Source organism: Hyphomonas sp. (genome assembly GCF_041398465.1).
Lineage (GTDB): Bacteria > Pseudomonadota > Alphaproteobacteria > Caulobacterales > Hyphomonadaceae > Hyphomonas.
The window spans coordinates 431,610-454,522 of the sequence record NZ_JAWKUS010000003.1; the positions used below are offsets into that span (position 1 = coordinate 431,610).

A 22,913-nucleotide genomic window follows, 5' to 3' on the forward strand; every position below is an offset into this window, starting at 1 on the left:
GCTGCCCTCAACATTTCATTTTTATTGTGCCGTTTTATCCTGCCCCGGCAATCATGAATGGAATACCAATAAGCGTTCCAGGACAAATCACGAAAACTCCACACGTTCCTGCGAGAAGTGGAAAAGGGAACGGGTTTCCTCATCGATGGAATCGCCCGGAACTATCAGCAGCTGGTGCATCGCATTTTTCCGGTCTTTCAGGGCGTGATCGAAATCCTGCTCGATCAGCCGGTCGACCCCGGTACGCACCATAGCATCCCGGACTTCCAAATAGAGGGTCAGCGAGCCGCCGAGGAACATGGATTCATAAGCAATCTTGCTGGCGATCTTGTCGTGAATATCCGTATACTGGAATTGTTTTTCCATGGTCGACTTGCGTTTGCAGATAAAGTCGATCTCGTGCCGGTATTGCGGATGGCGCAGGTAGAGGCTCTTCAGGGCCGTCATCTCGCTGTCGATGCGGGTCTTGATCTCGTCCGGCAATGATTCGCTGAGAATGATGACGATATCGATGTCGGAACCTTTGACCATCTCACCAGAGGCCACATGCTCGCGCGGTTCGTTATGAGCCAGGAAATAAGCAAGGTCCCCCGCTATAAAAGCGCATAGCTGGCTGCGCACTTCCCGGCCGAGACTGACGAACAGCTGTTTCATCACCTGCTGGGCAACGCTGATTTTTTCGCGGCTGATTTCGCGGTGCATATTGGCCAGTGTGCCCTGGCGCTCGATCATCTGATCGCGCTGCGACGGGAGGCCGAACAGAGTGAAGGACATGAAGTCCCGGAGGATTGAGGGACTGAGGCGTACCTGGTCATCCCGCGTGATATCATAGCGCAGGTAATAGCTGGCGAAGTGGGAGACATGAAACACCCGGCTGCGATAGCAGGCCTGCCAGAGCGACAGGACCGGCACGTCGGGCAATGCTTCTGCCAGCTCTTTCCCGATGCGGGGGCCTTCTACGGAAATGAGCTGCACAACCCGCTGCTCAATGTCCATGAAACGTGAGTCTGACAATCTTCACCTGTTCGGTCATGCGTGGGAATTAAGGCGACAGGTTTCCCCAGCTTGCCGAACCGGTCAACCGCCGGGGTGGTGCGGTTAAGCGCTCATCTCCTTAACCATTGTCTCGACGGTTGCTTTCAGCCCTTCGGTCCATGGCGGCAGGTCAATCCTGAAGGTGTCGCGGGTGCTCGTCATGTCGAGGCGCGCGTTCAGGGGGCGCTGGGCGGGTGTGGGGTAGTCGACCGTCAGGATGGGCACAACGTCCGCCACGGGCCCGCCAAGGCGCCCGCTTTCATTGTAGATGGCGCGCGCCATCGTCGCCCTGTTTGTCTCGCCGCTGCCGGCAAGGTGATAGACTCCCCAGGCATCGAATCCCGGCGCCGCTGCCTGCCCCGCCATATCCAACAGCGCCCGGGCAAGGTCCGGCGTATGGGTCGGGCAGCCAAACTGGTCACTCACAACCGTCACGGCGTCCCGGGTCTGCGCGAGCGCCAGCATCGTGCGGACAAAATTACCGCCAAAGCGCGAGAACAGCCACGAAACACGAACAATGAGGGACTTCTCCGCCACCTCGCGAACGGCGCGTTCGCCGTCCAGCTTGGTCTGGCCATAGATGCCGAGCGGATGCGGCACATCTTCCGGCGTGTAAGCAGATGGCTTTGTCCCGTCGAACACGCAATCCGTCGATATATGAATCAGCGGAATTCCGCGCTCATCGCAGGCTTCGGCCAGGCTTCGCGGGCCCTCGACGTTCAGAGCGCTGGCTGCGTCCGGTGCCGACTCCGCTCCGTCCACAGACGTGAACGCGCCTGTATTGATCACGATATCCGGGGCAAGGCTTTCGAGTGCTGACGCATGCGAGGCCGCATCCAGCAGATCGATCACGGACCGGCCCGGGCACAGCACGGCCTCCCCACCAACACCCACCAGCGCTTGCGCCAGCTGTCCGGATTTTCCGATAACAAGGATCCTGGTCATACGCGGGTTCCGAGGCGTTCGCCGCGGTATTGTTTTTCCCGCAGGGGGCGCCACCAGTTCTCATTTGCGAGATACCAGTCAATGGTCTCCTCGAGGCCGGCCGTGAAATCATGAGCCGGAGACCAGTTCAACTGGCCATTGATCTTGCTAGCGTCAATAGCGTAGCGGAAATCATGCCCCGGCCGGTCCGTGACAAACTCGACCAGATCTTTGTACGGCGTATTTCGCGGACGACGCGCGTCAAGAACACGGCAGATTTCGTGTACGATCTCGAGATTGGTACGCTCCGCACCGCCCCCGACGCAATACACCTCTCCAGGCACACCGCGCTCAGCCATCAGGCGCAGCGCGCGCGCGTGGTCCTCGACGTGCAGCCAGTCGCGGACATTCGTTCCAGTGCCGTAAACCGGAAGCGGTTTCTCCTCCAGCGCGTTCAGGATCATCAACGGGATCAGTTTTTCCGGGAACTGCCGCGGACCGTAATTGTTCGAGCAATTTGAAATCACGACCGGCATACCATAGGTACGATACCAGGAGCGTGCCAGATGATCCGACCCGGCCTTGCTTGCCGAATAAGGTGACGACGGGTCGTAACGGGTCGTCTCGTTGAAATAGCCTTCCGGCCCCAGCGAGCCGAACACTTCATCCGTAGAGATATGAATGAAGCGAAATTTGTCGGCTGCCTCTGCGTCCAACACAGACCAATAGTCCCTCGACGCCTCCAGCATGGAATAGGTGCCGACCACATTGGTGGTGACGAAGGCAGCCGGCCCATCGATAGAGCGATCGACATGCGTTTCCGCTGCCAGATGGAACACAACATCCGGCTGAACCAACCGGATGATCTCGGCCATTTTCGCCGTATCGCAAATGTCTGCCTGAACGTGACGGAAGCCCTTGTGTGCCTTGAGCCGGTCGAGCGTTACCGGATTGGCGGCATAGGTCATGCGGTCAATGACGACGACTTCCGCATCGGTGTCTGACAACAAGAGGTAACACAGCGCAGAGCCAATAAACCCGGCACCTCCTGTCACGACATAACTTTTCATGCGGCAGCTCCAATGCGCCCCGGACGACAGGCTTCAACCGCCTATAGCATGTCCGTGGCTGCCCCCAACAGGCGAGACGCTATTCGACTGTCACCGACTTGGCCAGGTTTCGCGGCTGGTCCACGTCCGTGCCCTTGGCCACCGCGACGTGATAGGCCAGCAGCTGCAACGGGATCGCGGCAAGGATGGGGAGCGTAAAATCATCGCCGTCCGGCACGCGAATGACATGATCCGCCCGGTTCCCGGCAGCCTTGATGCCCGCGTCATCCGAAATCAGGATCACCTTGGCACCGCGCGCACGGATTTCCTCGACATTGGAGATTGTTTTCTCGAACAGCTCGTCTTTCGGCGCGACAACAACAACCGGCAGGTCTTTCTCGATCAGGGCAATGGGTCCGTGCTTCAGTTCGCCCGCAGCATAGCCTTCAGCGTGGATGTAGGAGACTTCCTTCAGCTTGAGGGCACCTTCCAGAGCCAGCGGGTAGTAACGTCCCCTGCCAAGGAACAACACATCCTTTGCCTGCGTCAGCGTCTTCGCGATCCCGGCGATCTGCTCCTGGGCGTCCAGCGCTTCTGTCACCTTGCGCGGCAGGGCCAGCAGGTTCTTTACAGCGTTTACTTCATCGCCCGGCAGCAAATGCCCACGCGCCCGGGCCGCCACCAGCGCCATGACCGCCAGCACGGACAATTGCGCCGTGAAGGCCTTGGTTGAGGCAACGCCGATCTCCGGCCCGGCATGGGTCGGAACGACCGCACCAGCTTCCCGCGCGATGGAGCTTTCCGGCACATTCACGATGGCGATGGCAGTGGTGGCGTTCTGCCGGCAGTAGCGAAGTGCTGCCAGGGTGTCGGCCGTTTCGCCGGACTGGCTGACGAACAGGGCGGGGCCGGATTGCGGTAGCACCGGCTCGCGATACCGGAATTCGGAGGCGATATCCGTTTCCAGCGACAGGCGCGCCGCCTGCTCGAACCAGTATTTTGCTGTGAAAGCCGCATAATAGGCCGTGCCGCATGCGATCGCGACGGCGCGGTCGGCTGCCGTAAAGGAGGCCGTGGCCACGGTGCCGATGTCCAGCGTCCCAGTGACCTGGTCGACATAGGGCATGATCGAACGCGCGATCGATTCCGGCTGCTCATGGATTTCCTTGAGCATGAAGTGGTCATACTCGCCGCGCTCAATCAGCGCGTCATTCACGGCAGATGTCACACGCTTGCGGTTCACCCGCTCGCCGCGTGCATTGCGGATGTCGAAACTGCCGGGCGTCAGGACGCACCAGTCGCCCTCTTCCAGATAGGTCACGTCGCGCGTGAACGGCGCCAGCGCGATGGCATCGGATCCGAGATACATTTCCCCGTCGCCATAGCCGAGAACAAGCGGGCTACCCCGGCGGGCCCCCATCATCAGGCCTTCTTCACCGTCGAAGATCACGGCCAGAGCGAATGCGCCGTCGAGTTCAGCGAGTGTTGATTCGAAGGCATCGACCGGATCTGCTCCGTCACTGATCTTCTGATCCAGCAACTGCGCGATGACTTCCGAATCCGTTTCGGATTCGAACGCCCGTCCTGCGGTCTTCAGAGTGTCCCGCAATTCACGGAAATTCTCGATGATCCCATTGTGGACGATGGCGACCCGGCCAGACATATGCGGGTGAGCATTGCTCTCGTTCGGCTTGCCGTGTGTTGCCCAGCGCGTGTGGGCGATACCGGTGGTTGCATCCATCGGCCGTTCGCGCAGCATCGCTTCGAGATTGACGATCTTGCCCGGAGCACGTCGGCGGTCGAGGCCGTCCGTCCCCGTGACCGCAATGCCGGCACTGTCATATCCGCGATATTCAAGCCGCTTCAGACCATCGATAAGCCGATCGGCGACGGGTTTGGTCCCGGAAATCGCAACAATACCGCACATAATCCACTCCACTCTCAGGTGAATGTTGTCTTAGACGCTCTCAAAACGGCAGAACAATGAAACTTTGTGAGCAAATGCGACAAGTTTCTGCCCTGGATCGGCGCAATGCTGTAACCGTCTTGATTTGCACCCATCGCCCCATCAGTTGTAAAAAACGGAACAGTCATTACTCCCTCTGAGCGGATTTCAGCTTCGGTTCTCTTCAGCCCGTACACCCCCCGGTAACACGCGCTGCCATAAGTGCAGCTGCATGCTGGATTAAGTTCCAACTTCGCACGGCATTTGCATAAGACGCACTGTAAGTACAACGGAGCCCAATCTATTGCCCCAATTGACCCACCTCGACAGGCTGGAAGCCGAAAGCCTCCACATTATCCGCGAAGTCGCTGCCGAATGTGAAAATCCGGTGATGCTGTACTCCGTCGGCAAGGATTCGGCCGTGATGCTGCATCTGGCCATGAAAGCGTTTTACCCGTCGCGGCCGCCCTTCCCGCTGATGCACGTCGATACGACGTGGAAGTTCCGCGAGATGATCGAGTTCCGCGACCGCAAGGCCGCCGAAATGGGAATGGATCTGATCGTCCACATCAATGAGGAAGGCGTCCGCGAGGGCATCGGGCCCTTCTCCCATGGCTCAGCCGTCCACACCGATGTGATGAAGACTCAGGCGCTGAAACAGGCGCTCGACAAGTACAAATTCACGGCTGCCTTCGGCGGAGCCCGCCGCGATGAAGAGAAGTCGCGCGCCAAGGAACGGATCTTCTCGTTCCGCTCGGCCGAGCACCGCTGGGACCCGAAACGCCAGCGCCCGGAAATCTGGAATGTTTTCAACACCCGCATTCACACGGGCGAAAGTATCCGTGTATTCCCGCTCTCGAACTGGACCGAGCTCGACATCTGGCAATACATCCGCCGCGAAGGCATCGAGATCGTGCCGCTGTACTTCGCAGCCGAACGCCCGGTGGTGAACTGGAATGGCGTCGACATCATGGTGGATGATGACCGCATGCCGGAAGACCTCGCCAAGACGGCCGTATTGAAATCCGTCCGCTTCAGGACGCTCGGCTGTTATCCGCTCACCGGCGCCGTCGAGAGTACGGCCGCCACGCTTGACGACATCATCCAGGAAATGCTGCTGACCACGACCTCCGAACGCCAGGGACGCGTCATTGACGTCGACCAGTCTGCCTCGATGGAAAAAAAGAAGCAGGAAGGCTATTTCTGATGCGCCTCACTGACGAACTCATCGCCACCGATATCGGCGCCTATCTCGAAAAGCACGAGAACAAGTCTCTGCTGCGCTTCATCACATGCGGATCCGTCGACGACGGCAAGTCCACCCTGATCGGCCGGCTGCTGTACGACTCCAAAATGATATTCGAAGACCAGCTTGCTTCGCTGGAAGCGGATTCGAAGAAAGTCGGCACGCAAGGTGAGAACATTGACTTTGCCCTTCTCGTGGATGGCCTCGCAGCTGAACGCGAACAGGGCATCACGATTGATGTCGCCTACCGCTTTTTCGCTACCGACAAGCGCAAGTTCATTGTCGCCGATACGCCCGGACACGAGCAGTACACGCGCAATATGGCGACCGGGGCCTCGACCGCCGACGTCGCGATCCTGATGATTGATGCGCGCAAGGGCATTCTCACGCAGACCCGCCGCCACGCTTTCATCACGACATTACTGGGTATCCGCCGGCTGGTGCTTGCGGTGAACAAAATGGATCTCGTTGACTATGACGAGATGATCTTCAACGACATCGTCGACGACTTCTATGCTTTCGCAGACGAGCTTGCGACCGATCTGGAGATCCAGCCGATCCCGATGTCGGCCTTGGCGGGTGTGAACATCACCAGCCGGTCGGAAGAGACCGATTGGTATGATGGCCCGGCTCTCATGGAATACCTGGAAAACGTGCCTGTGGGCGACAAGCGCCGCAACGCCTCTTTCCGCATGCCTGTACAATGGGTGAACCGGCCGAACCTCGATTTCCGCGGCTTCTCCGGCCAGATCGCTTCCGGCACGGTGAAGCCGGGCGACCGGGTGAAGTCCATGCCTTCCGGCAAGCAATCCACCATCGAACGGATCGTGACCGCCGATGGCGATCTACAGGAAGCCATTGCCGGACAGTCGGTGACGCTGACCCTTGCTGACGAGATCGACGCCTCACGCGGCGATGCCATCGTTACGGCAGATGATCCGACCGAAGTGTCCGACCAGTTCCAGGTTCGCCTCCTCTGGATGAACGAAGCACCGCTCCTGCCCGGCCGGCGCTATCTGTTGAAGATCGGTACCAAGACGGTCACAGCAACGGTCAACGCACCGAAATACGGTATTGACGTCAACACATTGTCGGACGTTCCGGCAAAGACGCTGGATCTCAACCAGATCGGGGTCACGACGATCTCGCTCGACCAGCCGATCACGTTCGATCCCTATGACGTCAACCGCAACCTTGGCGGCTTCATCCTGATTGACCGGATGACCAATGATACGGTGGGTCTTGGCCTGATCGATTTCGCGCTACGCCGCGCTTCGAACATCCACTGGCAAGCCATGGATATCGATCGCATGGCACTGGCCGAACAGAAAGGCCAGCGTCCGGCGGTGCTGTGGTTCACGGGCCTGTCGGGATCCGGCAAATCGACGATCGCCAACGCCCTGCAGAAACGTCTCTTCGCACTCGGCAAGCACACCTTCACGTTGGATGGCGACAACGTTCGCCATGGGCTGAACCGCGACCTCGGTTTCACTGACGCTGACCGTGTGGAAAACATCCGCCGCGTTTCGAACGTCGCCAAACTGATGTCAGATGCAGGCCTGATCACGCTTGTCTCGTTCATCTCGCCCTTCCGGGCAGAACGGCAGATGGCGCGCAACATGATGGCGGATGGCGAGTTCATCGAAATCCATGTCGACACCCCGCTGGACGTCGCCGAGCAAAGAGACGTCAAGGGCCTCTACAAGAAGGCAAGGACAGGAGAGATCAAGCATTTCACCGGCATTTCGAGCCCGTATGAAACGCCTGTGAATCCGGAGCTACGGATCGACACGGTAGACCGGAGCCCTGATGACGCCGCTGAAGAAATTCTGGACTACCTTCGGGAGAAAGGCTTTCTCGGACTCTGATATGCGCATGCGTGTGCACGATCGAGTGGGTGGGCAGCCTGTGCTGGAGACGTCGAAAGGAAGATCATGCGGATTTATCCCGTAATCATGTGCGGCGGCGCGGGCACGCGTCTCTGGCCGGTATCTGTTCAGGCGCACCCGAAACAGTTTCACCGCCTGGTGACGGACAAGACCGTGTTTCAGGACACGGTCCTGCGGCTGAAAGGCGATGCATTCGCACCGCCGGTCGTGATTTCGAACCAGCGTTACGCAGGCCTTATCCGTGAACAGCTGGCGGAAGTCGGTATCGAACCGGGTGCTGTCATCCTTGAACCAATGGCACGCAATACAGCGGCAGTTGCGGCCGTTGCCGCACGTCACATCGCCCAGAAGGATCCGGATGGCCTCGCCCTGCTCTTGCCGTCGGACCATTTCATCGGCCAGCCGGACGTCTTCGTTGGGGCCGTCACCGAGGCCGCCCGGATGGCGAAGTCCGGGTACATCACCACATTCGGAATCAAGCCTGACCGGCCCGAAACCGGCTTCGGCTATATCCAGCGCGGCGAAACCATCGGCGGACCGCTCCACACGGTCACGGAATTCAAGGAAAAGCCGAACCTTGAAACGGCAATCAAATACATTGCCGACCCGGCATTCAGCTGGAACGCCGGCATTTTCCTGTTCCCCGCGTCTCTGATGATCGACGAACTCGAAGCCCACGCGCCTGACGTTCTGGATGCCGCCTCAGCCGCGCTCGAGGCAGCTGCTGATCTGGATGGCAACATCCTGCTCGACCCGGAATGCTTTGCGGCTGTGCGCTCGACGTCGGTCGATTATGCCGTCATGGAACAAACCGCCAAGGCCGCCATCTACGCGCCGCTGGACTGTCAGTGGAACGACATCGGCACCTGGGGCATGATCGGCGCGATCCGTAATCAGGACGACACAAACCCGCCTGTTACCATTGATGCGGAAGGCTGCACGGTTTTGTCAGATGCCGACCACACGGTCGCGCTGGTCGGCGTGCAGGATCTCTGCGTTGTGGTGGACGGCGGGCGCATCCTGGTGGCTTCCAAAGACCGCACGCAGGATGTCGGCAAAGTGGTTGCTGCCCTGCGCGATGCGGGCCGCGACGAGCTGCTCTGAGCACGCTGCCCCTGCGTGACAGGCTCCCAAAACTGATTCATGTGATAAATTCCATCTCGCTGTAGAACAGCGGGAGGAAAAATCATGCCGGAAGCCAAAGGTACCGGTGCAGGTAAAACACCTGCCAAAACAACCAAGTATGACGCCGTTATTGTCGGTGCGGGATTCGCCGGCATGTACATGCTGCACAAATTGCGCGGCATGGGACTGAAGGCGCACGTCTTCGAAGCTGGAAGCGGAGTCGGGGGAACCTGGTTCTGGAACCGGTATCCCGGCGCGCGCGTCGATATCGAAAGCCAGGAATACTCGTTCTCCTTCTCCAAGGAACTGGAGGAAGAATGGCAGTGGTCTGAGCGCTACGCACCTCAAGGCGAGTTGCTGGACTATGCCAACCACATCGCAGACCGGTTCGACCTGCGCCGCGATATCAGCTTCAATACCCGTGTCGAGTCCGCACGATACGATGACCAGGCCGGACTATGGCGGATCATAACGGACCAGGGCGAGACCATAGAGGCACGATATTGTGTCATGGCGACAGGCTGCTTGTCCGCCGCCAAGACACCGGACATTCCGGGCGCCGGAAACTTCAAGGGCGAGACCTTGAGCACCGCCACCTGGCCCAAGGACGCCGATCTCACCGGCAAGCGGGTCGGCATCATCGGCACGGGCTCGTCCGGTATCCAGACCATCACGACCATCGCACCGAAGGTCGGCGAGCTCTTCGTCTTCCAGCGTACGCCGAACTACAGCGTGCCCGCCCACAACGGCCCGCTCGATCCGGCCGTGCGTGAAGACTGGCTGGCCAACCGCGAAGCCTATCGCCAGGAGCAACGCGAATCCGGCATTGGTATCGTGACGCTGGAACCAACCGAAGACCTGGCGCTGGAACAATCGGAAGAAGACCGCCTGCGTGAGTTCGAGCGACGCTGGGCGAAAGGCGGCTTCTGCGTCGGCGCGCCCTATGCCGATACCGGGGTCGACCCGGCGGCGAACAAGCTGCTGGCAGATTTCGTCGCCGGCAAGGTCCGCGAAATCGTGAAGGACCCCGAGACGGCAGACCTGCTTGTACCGAAGACCTACCCTATCGGCACGAAGCGTCTGGTCGTCGATACCGGCTATTTCGAGGTCTACAATCAGGACAATGTCCACCTGATCGATCTCAACAAGACGCCGATCGAAACCATCACGGAAACCGGCCTGCGGACCAGCGAGCGCGACTATGAATTCGACACGCTGATCTATGCCATCGGCTTCGATGCCATGACCGGCGCGCTGGAACGGATCGATATCCAGGGCCGGGACGGCCTGAAGCTGAAGGACAAATGGGCCGCCGGCCCGCTGACCTATCTGGGCCTGACCGTGTCCGGCTTCCCGAACCTGTTCATGATCACCGGCCCCGGCAGCCCGTCTGTCCTGTCCAACATGATCGTCTCCATCGAGCAGCATGTGGACTGGATCGCGGACTGTATTCACGACATGGGCGAGCGCCAGCTTACCGTGCTGGAGGCCACACCGGAGGCCGAGGCCGAGTGGGTGGCCCATGTGAATGAAGTCGCGTCCGAAACGCTCTATCCGCAGGCCAATTCCTGGTATCTTGGCGCCAACGTGCCCGGCAAGCCGCGCGTGTTCATGCCCTATGTGGGCGGTGTCGGCGTTTACCGGGAAGTCTGTGACGATGTCGCCGCGAATGACTACAAGGGATTCACCCTGTCCCGCGCCCCGGCTGAGGCGTCCTGAACCTGGCCTGCAGATTGGCCGCAGATTGCCCTAAGGGGTTTCCCCGGCGTCCTGTCTCGAAACATGCCTGATCCCGCGATAAGCAGGGATCAGGCATAATTATATTCGGGAGCGAACGATGGCCAAAGGGGATCTACCTGTACTCGTCGGCGTGGGCCAAAGCCTCAGCCAGTGGGACGGAACAGCCGGGCCAGCCGGAGCCCCTTCTCCGCTGTCGCTGATGGTGGATGCTTCCAAGGCGGCACTTGCCGATACGGGCGCCGCAGGCATCGCCGGCGCCATCGACACGCTCGCTGTGGTTCGCATCTTCGAAGACTCCGTGCGCGGCGCCCCGCATCCGCACGGGCACAATACGAACCTGCCCGGCACGCTGGCACGCGACATCGGCGCTTCGCCCGCCAACCTGATCTATGAGACCGTCGGCGGCCAGAGCCCGCAAGCCCTCGTCAACGAGATGGCCGCCAAGGTCTTCGAGGGCGAGATCGAGTGCGCCCTGATTTCCGGTTCTGAAGCCAACCGTGCTTCCAAGGGTGCCCGCCGCCATGGCGTGGAGATCAACTGGGCCGACAGCGCAGACGCCGAATATGAAGATCGCGGCACGGGCCCGATGATGCTGAGCCGTGAAGAGATCAAGCATGGCATCGTCGCCCCGGCCTATTTCTACGCCATGTTCGAAAACGCCATCGCCGCCCGAGAAGGCCGCTCGCGCAGCCAGCACCGCAAAGCCATGGCCGAGCTGTTCCAGCCCTTCACGGCTGTGGCCGCGAAGAACCCCTACTCCCAGTTCCCGGTGGAGCACTCCATCGAGTTCCTGTCGACGCCGTCCAAAGGGAACTACGAATATGCCGACCCGTTCCTGAAATGGTTCATCGCGCAGGATGCCGTGAACCAGGGCGCGGCGGCCATCGTGATGAGCTCGTCCAAGGCGGATGAGCTGGGCATCGCCGAAGACAAGCGCGTCTATCTGCACGGCGCAGGCGAAGGCTCAGACGATTTCATCTCTGTCCGCCCACGGCTGGATGGGTCGTTTGCCATGGAAGCGGCAATCTCCCGCGCGCTGGAACAGTCTGGCAAGACGACCGCCGACATGGCGCACTTCGATCTCTATTCCTGCTTCCCGTGCGCGGTGTTCTCCTCGACGCAGGCACTCGGCGTCGACTGGAAAACCGACAAGCGCCCGCTGACACTGACCGGCGGCCTGCCCTTCTTCGGTGGCCCCGGAAACAATTACTCCCTGCACGGAATTGCGGAAATGGTCGCAAAGCTGCGCGGCGATGCAGGCGCCTTCGGCCTTGTCCTCGCCAATGGCGGCTGGATGACCAAGGAAGCTGTCGGCGTCTATTCGACGTCCAAACCGGCAGAGTTCACACCGGTCGCCCGCTATGCCCGGCCGACCGAGGAAATTGATATCTGCTCAGAAGATTGCGTCGCCAAGCTGGAAACCTTCACGGTCACCCACGGCAAGGAAGGCCCGAACAAGGGCATCATTTTCGCCCGCCTGCCGGACGGCCGCCGTGCCCTCGCCAATGCGAGCCCGGCTGCGCTCGCCGTGCTGCGCGAGGATGCGAGCCCCGTTGGCCGCAGCGTGAAGATCACCGTGGAAGGCGAAACCGGCACGTTCGACTTCGCCTGACCGCTCCTGTGAGCCCAGTCCTGATCTCTGTGGCTTGCCCGGAATGACGGTTTCGACCAAATTCCGGGCATGACAACGCATTTCAAGAAGTTCGGCGTGATCGGCGGCGGCGCCTGGGGCACCGCCATCGCACAGATGCTGACCCGCGAGGGGCAGGATGTGCTGATCTGGTGCCGCGAAACAGATGTGGCCGAGGCCATCAACACGGGCCACGAGAACACCGTCTTCCTGCCGGGCGTGGCACTTAAGCCTGCCCTGAAAGCGACCAGCGAGCTTGCGGATCTGGCCGGTATGGACGCCGTCTTTGCCGTCGCCCCGGCACAGCACACCCGCGCCACGCTGAAGGCGCTGAAAGGCACGCTGAAACCCGGCACACCGGTCGTGCTCTGCTCCAAGGGCATCGAGCTGGCGACCGGCGAGTTCATGACGGATGTGCTGAAATCAGAACTGCCGGACGCTGTGCCGGCCGTCATGTCGGGCCCGAGCTTTGCCATCGATGTGGCCCAGGGCCTGCCGACGGCGGTGACCTTCGCGATTGAAGACGAGCAGCTCGGCGCCGAACTCATTGCTGCGATCTCGACCCCGACATTCCGCCCCTATCTGGGCCACGACCTGCTGGGCGCAGAGGTGGGCGGCGCCGTGAAGAACGTGCTGGCCATCGCCTGCGGTATCGCCCTCGGCAAGGGCCTCGGCCGCTCAGCCCATGCGGCCCTGATCGCGCGCGGCAGTGCGGAGATGACACGGCTCGCCCTGAAGCTCGGCGCGGAGCGGGAAACGCTGGCGGGCCTCTCGGGCCTCGGCGACCTCGTGCTGACCTGTTCGTCCGAAACCAGCCGCAACATGAGCTGCGGAATGGCGCTCGGCAAAGGCGAGTCCCTGGAGAGCATCATGGGTGCGCGCAACGCCGTGACCGAGGGCGTCGCGACCGCGCCGGTCCTCAGGAAACTGGCGGCAGAGCATGGCGTGGAAATGCCGATCTGTGATGCCGTCGCCGCCGTGATCGAAGGCGAGATCAGCGTGGACGAGGCCATTGTCCGCCTGCTGATGCGGCCGAACCGGGCTGAAGCCGTCACCGCCTAGTCATCCGGGCCTGACCTTCCGTCACCTCTGGCAGCGGCGGGACCGGCTGCTAAGGTTCCCTCCAAACAGGAGGAAACGCATGGCCTACGAGTGTTTTGAAGTCACCATCGAAGACAAGATCGCCCACATCCGGATGAACCGGCCCGAGGCGCTGAACACGATGAACAAGGCGTTCTGGAACGAACTGCCGGAAATCATCCACGACATCGACAAGAATGCCCGCGCGCGTGTGATCGTGATCTCGTCCACCGGCAAGCACTTCTCCGGCGGCATGGACACAGAGGTCTTCACCGGCGAGCGCGATGCACCCAAGCATGACCGCTACATCATGGCCGAGGCCCTGCGCTCCAACATCCGGCACATCCAGCACAGTTTCAGCTGCATGGAAGAAGCCCGCATGCCGGTTCTGTTCGCATTGCATGGCGGCGTGATCGGCGGCGCCGTGGACATGATCTCCGCCGGTGACATCCGCTGGTGCACCAAGGACGCCTTCTTCTCCATCATGGAGACCAATATCGCCATGACGGCGGACGTCGGCACCTTCCCCCGCCTGCAGCGCTATATCCCCGAAGGCTGGGTGAAACAGATGGCCTATACTGGCATGCGCCTGCCCGCCGCCAAGGCGAAGGAGATCGGCCTCGTCAACGATGTGTTCGACACGCATGAGGAGATGATGGAAGCCGTGATGGGCGTCGCCCGCGAGATCGCCGGTAACAGCCCGCTGGCTGTGACGGGGTGCAAGGTGCTCATCAATTACGGCCGCGACCACAACACCGCCGACACGCTGGACTATATCGGCGTCTGGAACGCGGCGATGTTCCCGCCGCCGCACATGGCCGAAGCCTTCAAGGCACGGATCGAGAAGCGCGATCCGGAATATCCGGAACTGTCGGAACTGCGCGACACGGCGATGTGAGCCACCCCTAACGGGGAGCATGGACCTCAGGGAAATCCTGTGCCAAGAGATTGGTTTCAAATGTAACCAATCTCTTGGGGCCCCATGTCTGATCTCCAGCATCTGAAAACCCTCGAACAGCGCCTGCTCTGGCTTTCCGCCTGGATGGTGCACAATGCCAATCACCTGCGCCCCAAAGGCGAGGGCGATGTGAAGGTGGGCGGGCACCAGGCCTCCTGCGCCTCGATGGTGTCGATCATGACGGCGCTCTATTTCCACACGTTGCGCCCTGAAGACCGCGTGGCGGTGAAGCCGCACGCCTCCCCCGTCTTCCATGCGATGCAATACATCATGGGCAACCAGACGCTGGACAAGCTGAAGAGCTTCCGCGGCTATGGAGGCGCGCAATCCTATCCGAGCCGCACCAAGGATGTGGACGATGTGGATTTCTCTACCGGTTCCGTCGGCCTCGGCGTGGCAGAGACAGCTTTCGCCTCCATTGTGCAGGACTATCTCGCGGCCAAGGACTGGGCGGACGAGCGCCCGCTTGGCCGCATGGTCGCGCTGGTCGGCGATGCGGAGCTGGATGAGGGCAATGTATACGAGTGCCTTCAGGAAGGCTGGAAACACGAGCTGCGCAATACCTGGTGGATCATCGACTATAACCGCCAGAGCCTCGACGGCGTCGTGCATGAGGGCCTGTGGGAGAAGATCGAGTCGATCTTCAAGGCCTTTGGCTGGCGCGTGGTCGTGCTGCGCCACGGCGCGCTGCAGCGTGCGGCCTTTGAGGAGCCCGGCGGCGAAGCACTGAAAAGCTGGATCCAGTCCTGTCCGAATGCGGACTACTCCGCCCTCACCTATCAGGGCGGCGCCGCGTGGCGGAAGCGCCTGATGGACGACCTCGGCGATCAGGGCGACGTCTCAGACCTTCTCTCAAAACGAAGCGACGAGGAACTGAACGCCCTGATGAACAATCTCGGTGGCCAGTGCCTCGAAACCCTGACCGAGGCGTTCGACAGCGTCACTGACGACCGGCCGACCGTCTTCCTCGCTTACACGATCAAGGGCTGGGGCACGCCGCTGGCGGGGCACAAGGACAATCATGCCGGCCTGATGAACCCGGCCCAAATGGCTGACTTCCAGAGCCACATGGGCGTACCGGAAGGCGAGGAATGGGAGAAGCTGGCGACGGTGAAAGACAAGGCCGCACTGGAGACATTCCTCGGCCACGTCCCCTTCTTCGAGGCAGGCCCGCGCCGCTTCACCGCGCCCATGGTCGAAAGCCCCGGCCCGGTCTTCCTCGACGATCGCACGCTCTCCACGCAGGCCGGCTTCGGCAAGATCCTCGATGCACTGGCCAAGGGCGAGAGCGAAATCGCAGATCGCATCCTGACGACCTCTCCGGATGTCACCTCCTCCACGAATCTTGGTCCGTGGGTAAACCGGCGGTCCCTCTTTGCCCGGACGGAAAAGGAAGACACGTTCCGCCAGCAGCGCATCCCTTCGACGCAGAAATGGCAGTTCTCTCCCGCTGGCCAGCATATCGAGCTGGGCATTGCGGAGATGAACCTTTTTCTGGTGCTGGGCGCGGCCGGCCTGTCGCATTCCCTGTTCGGCGAACGGCTGATCCCTATCGGCACGGTCTATGATCCGTTCGTGGCACGCGGCCTCGATGCGCTGAACTATGCCTGCTACCAGGACGCGCGCTTCATCATCGCCGGCACACCATCAGGCGTGACGCTGGCGCCGGAAGGCGGCGCGCACCAGTCCATCGGCGCCCAACTGATCGGCATGAGCCAGGATGGCCTCGTCAGCTTCGAACCGGCCTATCTGGACGAGCTATCCATCATCATGGACTGGAGCTTCGACTATCTCCAGCGCAGCGGCGAGAACGATCCGGACGAGCGCACCTGGCTGCGCGACGAGACCGGCGGCTCGGTTTACCTGCGCCTCACCACGCGCCCGCTGGAACAGCTGGGCCTCAAGGCACGGGACGATCAGGCGTTCCGACAGGGCGTCGTCGATGGCGCCTACTGGCTGCGCGAACCGGGCCCGAACTGCGAAGTCGTGATCGCCTATCAGGGCTGTGTCGCTCCGGAGGCTATCGAGGCCGCAGGGCGCATCGGCAATGACCGGCGCGATATTGGCGTGCTGGCCATCACCTCGGCAGACAGGCTGAACTCCGGCTGGACCGCCGCACGCCGGGCCCGCGCAAGAGGCCACCAGGAAGCAACCAGCCAGATCGAACGTCTGATGGCGGATGTTCCGCGCGACGCAACGCTGATCACGGTCACGGACGGCCACCCGGCGACGCTCGCCTGGATCGGCTCGGTGATGGGTCACCGCACAGCGCCGCTCGGCGTCGAGCATTTCGGCCAGACCGGCACGATCGATGACCTCTACCGGCATTTCATGATTGACGCAGATTCCATCGTTGCCGCCGCAAACTATCTGTCGGCAGGGCGGCGGATCGGGCTTAGCGTTCGATAGAAAGGATCAGGCGGCGGAGCGCACCAGCTCAAAATGAGAGCGCACGGTGGGCTTTTCATCTGGCGTCGTCACACGGCCCGTCTTCACCAGCTCGATCATGTGCCCCAGCACGGACATCGCTGCCGCCGGATGTAGGCGTTTGTCGACGTCCTTGTACATCTCTTTCACCATTTCGGGGATCAGATTCTCCCCTTCTGAAAGATGGTACAGGATCGCCCGCTCCCGCTCGCGGCGGTGCTCGGCATATTCGGTGATGAAGTGCTCGACGAAGTCTTTGCCTTTCACCGGGTCTCCATGCGTCGGATAGAGCGCATCGAACTTCATCAGACGGATCTTTTCGAGGCTGCGCATATAGTCGCCCATGTCGCCGTCCGGCGGGGCAACAACGGTCGTTGACCATCCCATGATGTGATCGCCCGACAGGCAGGTATTCTCTTCGCGCAGGCCGAAGCATAGATGATTGCAGGTGTGTCCGGGCGTTTCGATGACATCCAGCGTCCAGCCCGGGCCGGAAACCACATCGCCATCACCGACCTTCACATCCGGCATGAAGCCGAGATCATCCGCACTGCCAAGTTCACCCTTGGCCGTCGGCACGCCGCAATTCTTCGCATAGGTCTTGCAGCCCGCCCACTCGGCCAGCGGCTGGGCCAGCGGCGAGTGATCGGAATGGCCATGACTGACCAGAACATGCGTGACGGTTTCGCCTTCCAGCGCCTTTTTCAGCGCTTCGAAATGGTCCGGCTGCTCCGGCCCCGGATCGAGTACTGCCACTTCGCCATGACCGATGATGTAGACGCCCGTACCGACATAGGTGAACGGGCCGGGATTGTTCGCGATCACCCGGCGAATCAGAGGCGTCAACTGCTGGACGACGCCGTATTCAAACTCGATTTCCTTGATGTAAGGGATGGCCATTTGCAGTCTCTCGATATTCAGCCTGCAGACATACCCTATCGCCGCTTCGGCGCAAACCGTGTACCGAAGGCCTGTGCCATGCGGCGCGTCGCTCTCAGCTTTGAGCCAAGCTTCAACGCAACCGGCGGGCCCATGTCGGTCTTGTTTGCATCGACGATATAGAGTCGTCCGCTGTTGCGGTCACGTAGACAATCAATGCCGCCCCAGTCCAGTCCCATTTCCTTCGCAAAGCGCTCGATCACGGTGATTTCATCCGCCGTGTAGCAATTGCGAGGTTCGTCGAGCAGTACCTGGGCGTTCTCGTTTGCAAAGCGCCGTTCCAATGGCCGGCGCTTGCGGAAAACGACAATCGGAGAGCCGTTCACGAGGCAGCAGCGAAGGTCTTCCACAAGCCCGCCTTCAATCTCGTTGTCGACCAGAACCTGATAGCATTTGCCGGGCACCGCTTCGTCCAGCGGGCCTTCCAGAACCCGGCCATCATGCGCCGCGTTCAGTTCGGACTTTTCCACCATCCGGCCGGTATAGGTTGTCGGATCAACCGCCAGCGAGTAGCCCGCCGCCTTTTCGAAAGCGACGCCGACCTTGGACTTCGACACATCATGGCATTCGAAATTCACAAGGCGGGCGCCTTCCTTGACGTCCGGCAGCTTGTTGTTCGTTTCGGTACAATCATCGAACTGCATGACAATGTCGGCCTTGGTGACATCGTCGATCAGCTTCGCGCCGGAAACGTGCATGACCGGCCAGATAAAGTACCAGGGGCGCGGCTTGTCCGGGTAGAAGGCGATGGTCGGGCGCTTGTGCCCCTCGATCCGGCGCCAGATGCGCCAGGACTGCGCTGCACCGTAGAAAGTCAGCCAGGTGAAAACATCATTGATCAGCGAAAGAGTCAGCGGGATGCGGGCGCCGGTTTTCTTAACCAGCATTGCGCCGTCATCGTATTTGAAATCGGTCAGCCACAACCGGTCTGTCATCCCGTACTCTCCTGACTGGCGAACAATGCATCACAGCATGGTTCGCGGCCGGTTTCCTGCCTCGCACGCCGCCAGCTCACTGACAACACACTTAATGCGGCGCATTTGTGATCACCGGCCATACGGAACTGCCCTTAGAGCAGTGATTCGATACTGGAAAGATCGTAGCCCGCACCTGCAGCGGCGTCGACGATTTCCTGTCCGGTGCCCTGCCCCGAATGGGTCAGCGCCCAGGCCGTGATACAGCGCGTTCCGGTGCGGCAATAGGCCAGCACGGGCTGCGGCGCTTCATTCAGGATTCCGCCCATGCGCTCGACGATTTCGGGCGTCGGCGCGCCGGAAAACGGCAGCGCCACGAAGGTCAGGCCGAGCGCTTCGGCCTTCGCGCGGATCGGCCCCATGCGCGGCTGTTCGATACCGCCTTCCCCGTCCGGCCGGTTGGCGATGATGGTCTTGAAACCGGCTGCAGCGATTTCTTCGACATCGTTTTCGGAAATCTGCGGAGCAACGGCAAATGCGTCTGTTACGCGGCGAATATCAGCCATTTGGGAGGGTCCTGTCTGTTGAGACGGTCTTGATCGATTCGGATACCTAGCTAAGGAAGGTTATCCGTTCTGCCAAGGTTTTGGCGGAACACCTTTTCACTATGGCCCTGCAACAACGACGGAAATTTGCCCTTGTCCACCCTGCAGCGCGCCCTCAGCCGGATCCCATGGGCCTACACCGCCCGCCGCCTGCTGATCGCCATTCCCACCATGCTGGCCATCATCACCATGGCCTTCCTGATGATGCGGGCAGCCCCGGGCGGACCATTCGACGGCGAACGCAAGCTGCCGGCGGCCACGGAAAAGGCGATTGCGGCCAAGTTCGGCTTCGACAAGCCGCTTCACGAGCAATATTTCAACTATGTGGGCGGCGTGCTGCAAGGCGATTTCGGGCCGTCCTACAAGACGCTTGGCAAAAGCGTAAACGACCTGATCGCCGACGGCTTGCCGATTTCGCTCACCATCGGCTCGCTGGCGATGATTTTAGGGATAACGCTGGGCACATTGCTCGGGGTGTTTGCGGGGCTCAGGCAAAACTCCTCAGCGGATTATGGCGTCATGGGCCTCGCCATGTTCGGGATATCCATTCCGACCTTTGTGACAGGGCCCATCCTGATCCTCATTTTCGCCCTTGGCGCCGGCATATTTGCCGTGGGCGGCCTCGGCACCTACCCCAATATCGGCATGAACCTGCACAACATGACCCTTCCGGTCATCACGCTGGCCCTGCCGCAGATCGCCATCATTTCTCGCCTCATGCGCGCCTCGATCATCGAGACGATGCGGTCGAACCACATCCGCACCGCCCGGTCCAAAGGCCTGTCGGAGCGACAGGTGATTGCCCGCCATGCACTGCCAGCAGCCATGCTGCCGCTGATCTCCTATGCCGGCCCGGCCATGGCGCGGGTCATGACCGGCTCGGTCGTGATCGAGAAAGTCTTCGGCCTGCCGGGGCTCGGTTCCTACTTCGTCAACGGCGCCCTCAACCGTGACTACACGCTCGTGATGGGCGCGATCATTGTCTACGCCGCCCTCATCGTGATCCTGAACCTCGTCGCCGACATCCTCTACGCGGTGCTCGATCCGAAAGTGAAGTACGACTGATGAGCCAGGCTGACCCGCTTCTCGATCCCACCGGCCGGGTGGAACCTGTGAACCAGGCCATCGCCGGCGGCCGCTCCCTCTGGGACGACGCCCGCGCGCGCCTCTTCCACAACAAGGCCGCTGTCGCCTCCATGTGGGTCCTGGGCGTGCTGGTCCTGATCGCCATATTCGGCCCGATGGTCTGGGTGCACGACTACCGCACGATTTCGGATGCACGCGCCATCGCCCCGACCTTCGAGAACATGCACATCCTCGGTACGGACCTTCAAGGACGCGACCTGATGGCTCGCCTGATGATCGGCCTGCGCATCTCGCTGATGGTCGGCGTGGTGGCCACAGCCGTCAGCCTCGTCATCGGTGTCACCTGGGGCGCGACGGCCGGATATCTCGGCGGCCGGGTCGACAATTTCATGATGCGCATCGTGGACGTGCTCTATGCCCTGCCTTTCATCTTCTTCGTCATCCTGCTGCTGACGGTGTTCGAGCGGAACATCTTCCTGATCTTCGCGGCCATCGGCGCGATCGAATGGCTGACCATGGCGCGGATCGTCCGCGGCCAGACCCTCGCCATCAAGGGCAAGGAATTCATCGAGGCCGCCCGCGCTGCCGGTGTCAGCCGCCCTGCCATCATCCTGCGCCACATCCTGCCGAACGTGATCGGCCCGGTGGCGGTTTATGTGACCCTGACCATCCCGGTCGTGATCCTTGCCGAAAGCTTCCTGTCCTTCCTCGGCCTCGGCGTGAACGAGCCGCTGACCTCGCTCGGCGTGCTGATCTCCGATGGCGCCGCGCGGATGGAAGAGAAACCCTGGATGCTGCTCGCCCCGGCCGGCACGATGGCCGTCACCCTGCTCTGTCTGAACTTCATTGGCGACGGCCTGCGCGACGCGCTGGACCCGAAGGACCGCTAGACGTCCACAATATTCGTGACGTTCTCGCGGAAGTAATCCAGCAAACCATCGGCTTCATGTGAAATGATGAACGTTACGCTCGTCACATCGCGCTGTCTCTCACCGTAAAAGAACCGCTGATGGAAGCGTGTCAGATGCCAGCCGTCTCCCAACGCGAAGACATCAACTCCCAGCGCCTCAGTTCCCTTTGGGAAGACATCCTGCCCGAGCCGCCCGATAACGCCCATCAAGGCCTCGCGGGAAGTGGCCAGCTGCCAACTTGTATCCGCCTCATCGCGGAAGTGGTCGATGCGGAAGTCGATGTCGTCCGCAATCAATTCGAAGAGCGATAGATCGCCGGCAGCGAACCTGGCAAGCACTTGCCCGATGATTGTCTCTGCCGTCCTGGTGTGGGTCGCTTGCATGCTCAAGGCTCCTTTCGCTGTGATGCCCCCCCCATATGCGACCGCACCAAAACTTAGGCTATTGCTATTCCACGTATATATAACATAGCCTTTGACTATGATTGACTTGACCACTCTGCGCTACTTCACCAGCGCCTTCGAGACCGGAACCTTCAGCCAGGCTGCGCGCGCGAACGGCGTCAGCCAGCCGACCGTGTCCGCAGCAATCCAGAAGCTGGAAGAAACATTGGGTGGAGCTTTGTTTCAGCGATCGAAATCCGGCCTGACGGCGACGGCGCTGGCACGTCGGCTCTATTCAGATGCAGAGCAGAGCGTCACCCATCTCTCGACACTGGAAGCCCGCCTGCGCGATCTGCCCCAGCAGACGGTTCGGTTTCATTGCGCCCCCGACGTTCTGGTTCACGGGATCGCTCCGGACCTGAGCCGCGTACGCCGGAAGTCTGCGACTTTGACCTTCAGTTTCACCGATACCGCTGAAGACAGCGACATTGCCTATTTGTCGGAAGGCTGCGTTCCGGGCAATCATACGTTCATTCCCCTGGCTGAAGAACCCTTCTGCGTCGCTGTCGCGCGGTTCCACCCGCTCGCCTCCCTGTCCCGGTTACACCTGGACGATCTGCGGGAGTATCCTCTGATACACCGCCCCTATTGTCCGAATGCGGATCATATGCAGCTGACCCCCTCTCTCGTTTCCCCCGTCGCGCAGGCCATGAATGATACACAACTTCTGGAGCTGGTGGCTGCCGGGCTTGGGATCGCTTTTGTGCCACGCTCCCATGGTGATGGACGTGACGACATCACGATTTTGCCTCTGCGCGACGTGGAGACAGGGACACGCAGAATCGGCATTTCGCATCGCAAGACAGCCTTCGCGAAGGAACTGGCCCAGGAGCTGACACTTACCCGTCCAACGAACTGATGGCGCCAGCCGTAAGGCGCTGGCCCCGAAAGTGCCCTCAGCTGCCAAATTTTGTGTCCTGCCGGGCACATACTGACCTGAAACGTCCCTGACGGGATTGGCTTTTCC

19 protein-coding genes are annotated in these 22,913 nt (G+C 60.9%); 11 read left to right on the top strand and 8 right to left on the bottom strand.

Going from position 1 to position 22,913, the window contains the following annotated elements; genetic code table 11:
• Positions 1–87: 87 nt before the first annotated feature.
• The 4 genes from R3C98_RS12530 to glmS all read right to left on the bottom strand — a co-directional run bounded on the left by R3C98_RS12530 (position 88) and on the right by glmS (position 4,935).
• Positions 88–1,014, bottom strand: coding sequence for a hypothetical protein (locus R3C98_RS12530; protein ID WP_371314417.1), 927 nt, complete (start codon positions 1,012–1,014; stop codon positions 88–90).
• Between the two features lie 84 nt (positions 1,015–1,098).
• A complete protein-coding gene (rfbD, locus tag R3C98_RS12535; RefSeq protein WP_371314418.1) occupies positions 1,099–1,980 on the bottom strand; it encodes a dTDP-4-dehydrorhamnose reductase in 882 nt (293 codons plus the stop codon).
• Positions 1,977–3,029, bottom strand: a complete 1,053-nt coding sequence (rfbB, locus tag R3C98_RS12540) for a dTDP-glucose 4,6-dehydratase (RefSeq protein ID WP_371314419.1) — start codon at positions 3,027–3,029, stop codon at positions 1,977–1,979. The genes rfbD and rfbB overlap by 4 nt, the downstream gene beginning before the upstream one ends.
• Before the next feature lie 79 nt (positions 3,030–3,108).
• Positions 3,109–4,935: a glutamine--fructose-6-phosphate transaminase (isomerizing) gene (glmS, locus tag R3C98_RS12545; RefSeq protein ID WP_371314420.1), complete on the bottom strand. Its 1,827-nt coding sequence runs from the start codon at positions 4,933–4,935 to the stop codon at positions 3,109–3,111.
• 322 nt (positions 4,936–5,257) lie between these two features.
• On the opposite strand from glmS, the gene cysD reads away from it, so the two are divergent.
• From cysD to R3C98_RS12585, 8 genes are all read left to right on the top strand, one after another.
• Positions 5,258–6,160, top strand: a complete 903-nt coding sequence (gene cysD, locus R3C98_RS12550) for a sulfate adenylyltransferase subunit CysD (RefSeq protein ID WP_371314421.1) — start codon at positions 5,258–5,260, stop codon at positions 6,158–6,160.
• The gene (gene cysN, locus R3C98_RS12555) at positions 6,160–8,067 is read left to right on the top strand and encodes a sulfate adenylyltransferase subunit CysN (protein ID WP_371314422.1); all 1,908 of its coding nucleotides are present in this window, start codon (positions 6,160–6,162) and stop codon (positions 8,065–8,067) included. The genes cysD and cysN overlap by 1 nt, the downstream gene beginning before the upstream one ends.
• A 66-nt stretch (positions 8,068–8,133) precedes the next feature.
• Complete coding sequence (locus R3C98_RS12560; RefSeq protein WP_371314423.1) at positions 8,134–9,192, top strand: mannose-1-phosphate guanylyltransferase; 1,059 nt, start codon at positions 8,134–8,136, stop codon at positions 9,190–9,192.
• Positions 9,193–9,276: 84 nt separating this feature from the next.
• Entirely contained in the window at positions 9,277–10,932 is a 1,656-nt protein-coding gene (locus R3C98_RS12565) for a flavin-containing monooxygenase (protein WP_371314424.1), read from the top strand.
• Between the two features lie 118 nt (positions 10,933–11,050).
• Positions 11,051–12,565, top strand: coding sequence for an acetyl-CoA acetyltransferase (locus R3C98_RS12570; RefSeq protein WP_371314425.1), 1,515 nt, complete (start codon positions 11,051–11,053; stop codon positions 12,563–12,565).
• 69 nt (positions 12,566–12,634) lie between these two features.
• Positions 12,635–13,645: an NAD(P)H-dependent glycerol-3-phosphate dehydrogenase gene (locus R3C98_RS12575; protein WP_371314426.1), complete on the top strand. Its 1,011-nt coding sequence runs from the start codon at positions 12,635–12,637 to the stop codon at positions 13,643–13,645.
• Positions 13,646–13,724: 79 nt separating this feature from the next.
• A complete protein-coding gene (locus R3C98_RS12580; RefSeq protein WP_371314427.1) occupies positions 13,725–14,561 on the top strand; it encodes an enoyl-CoA hydratase-related protein in 837 nt (278 codons plus the stop codon).
• Between the two features lie 84 nt (positions 14,562–14,645).
• Positions 14,646–17,030: a transketolase gene (locus R3C98_RS12585; protein ID WP_371314428.1), complete on the top strand. Its 2,385-nt coding sequence runs from the start codon at positions 14,646–14,648 to the stop codon at positions 17,028–17,030.
• A 6-nt stretch (positions 17,031–17,036) separates the two neighbouring features.
• Here the strand turns inward: R3C98_RS12585 and R3C98_RS12590 are convergent, their stop codons facing one another.
• The 3 genes from R3C98_RS12590 to R3C98_RS12600 all read right to left on the bottom strand — a co-directional run bounded on the left by R3C98_RS12590 (position 17,037) and on the right by R3C98_RS12600 (position 19,467).
• On the bottom strand, positions 17,037–17,948 hold the full coding sequence (locus R3C98_RS12590) for an MBL fold metallo-hydrolase (protein WP_371314429.1): 912 nt from the start codon (positions 17,946–17,948) through the stop codon (positions 17,037–17,039).
• Positions 17,949–17,983: 35 nt separating this feature from the next.
• Positions 17,984–18,922, bottom strand: coding sequence for a hypothetical protein (locus tag R3C98_RS12595; protein WP_371314430.1), 939 nt, complete (start codon positions 18,920–18,922; stop codon positions 17,984–17,986).
• Positions 18,923–19,056: 134 nt separating this feature from the next.
• The gene (locus tag R3C98_RS12600; RefSeq protein ID WP_035570469.1) at positions 19,057–19,467 is read right to left on the bottom strand and encodes a TIGR01244 family sulfur transferase; all 411 of its coding nucleotides are present in this window, start codon (positions 19,465–19,467) and stop codon (positions 19,057–19,059) included.
• Between the two features lie 132 nt (positions 19,468–19,599).
• Between R3C98_RS12600 and R3C98_RS12605 the strand changes: the two genes are divergently transcribed.
• The gene (locus tag R3C98_RS12605; RefSeq protein WP_371314431.1) at positions 19,600–20,571 is read left to right on the top strand and encodes an ABC transporter permease; all 972 of its coding nucleotides are present in this window, start codon (positions 19,600–19,602) and stop codon (positions 20,569–20,571) included.
• On the top strand, positions 20,571–21,482 hold the full coding sequence (locus R3C98_RS12610; RefSeq protein WP_371314432.1) for an ABC transporter permease subunit: 912 nt from the start codon (positions 20,571–20,573) through the stop codon (positions 21,480–21,482). Before R3C98_RS12605 ends, R3C98_RS12610 begins: the two co-directional genes overlap by 1 nt.
• On the opposite strand, the gene R3C98_RS12615 is transcribed toward R3C98_RS12610, so the two are convergent.
• Complete coding sequence (locus R3C98_RS12615) at positions 21,479–21,886, bottom strand: hypothetical protein (protein WP_371314433.1); 408 nt, start codon at positions 21,884–21,886, stop codon at positions 21,479–21,481. The genes R3C98_RS12610 and R3C98_RS12615 overlap by 4 nt on opposite strands.
• A 97-nt stretch (positions 21,887–21,983) precedes the next feature.
• Between R3C98_RS12615 and R3C98_RS12620 the strand changes: the two genes are divergently transcribed.
• Positions 21,984–22,805, top strand: coding sequence for a LysR family transcriptional regulator (locus R3C98_RS12620; protein ID WP_371314434.1), 822 nt, complete (start codon positions 21,984–21,986; stop codon positions 22,803–22,805).
• Positions 22,806–22,913: the final 108 nt, after the last annotated feature.

Excerpts from the sequence above, each read along its gene's own strand:
- rfbD (WP_371314418.1), bottom strand. The coding sequence starts at position 1,980 with ATGACCAGGATCCTTGTTATCGGAAAATCCGGACAGCTGGCGCAAGCG.
- rfbB (WP_371314419.1), bottom strand. The coding sequence starts at position 3,029 with ATGAAAAGTTATGTCGTGACAGGAGGTGCCGGGTTTATTGGCTCTGCG.
- glmS (WP_371314420.1), bottom strand. The coding sequence starts at position 4,935 with ATGTGCGGTATTGTTGCGATTTCCGGGACCAAACCCGTCGCCGATCGG.
- cysN (WP_371314422.1), top strand. The coding sequence starts at position 6,160 with ATGCGCCTCACTGACGAACTCATCGCCACCGATATCGGCGCCTATCTC.
- R3C98_RS12560 (WP_371314423.1), top strand. The coding sequence starts at position 8,134 with ATGCGGATTTATCCCGTAATCATGTGCGGCGGCGCGGGCACGCGTCTC.
- R3C98_RS12565 (WP_371314424.1), top strand. The coding sequence starts at position 9,277 with ATGCCGGAAGCCAAAGGTACCGGTGCAGGTAAAACACCTGCCAAAACA.
- R3C98_RS12570 (WP_371314425.1), top strand. The coding sequence starts at position 11,051 with ATGGCCAAAGGGGATCTACCTGTACTCGTCGGCGTGGGCCAAAGCCTC.
- R3C98_RS12575 (WP_371314426.1), top strand. The coding sequence starts at position 12,635 with ATGACAACGCATTTCAAGAAGTTCGGCGTGATCGGCGGCGGCGCCTGG.
- R3C98_RS12580 (WP_371314427.1), top strand. The coding sequence starts at position 13,725 with ATGGCCTACGAGTGTTTTGAAGTCACCATCGAAGACAAGATCGCCCAC.
- R3C98_RS12585 (WP_371314428.1), top strand. The coding sequence starts at position 14,646 with ATGTCTGATCTCCAGCATCTGAAAACCCTCGAACAGCGCCTGCTCTGG.
- R3C98_RS12590 (WP_371314429.1), bottom strand. The coding sequence starts at position 17,948 with ATGGCCATCCCTTACATCAAGGAAATCGAGTTTGAATACGGCGTCGTC.
- R3C98_RS12595 (WP_371314430.1), bottom strand. The coding sequence starts at position 18,922 with ATGACAGACCGGTTGTGGCTGACCGATTTCAAATACGATGACGGCGCA.
- R3C98_RS12600 (WP_035570469.1), bottom strand. The coding sequence starts at position 19,467 with ATGGCTGATATTCGCCGCGTAACAGACGCATTTGCCGTTGCTCCGCAG.
- R3C98_RS12610 (WP_371314432.1), top strand. The coding sequence starts at position 20,571 with ATGAGCCAGGCTGACCCGCTTCTCGATCCCACCGGCCGGGTGGAACCT.
- R3C98_RS12615 (WP_371314433.1), bottom strand. The coding sequence starts at position 21,886 with ATGCAAGCGACCCACACCAGGACGGCAGAGACAATCATCGGGCAAGTG.
- R3C98_RS12620 (WP_371314434.1), top strand. The coding sequence starts at position 21,984 with ATGATTGACTTGACCACTCTGCGCTACTTCACCAGCGCCTTCGAGACC.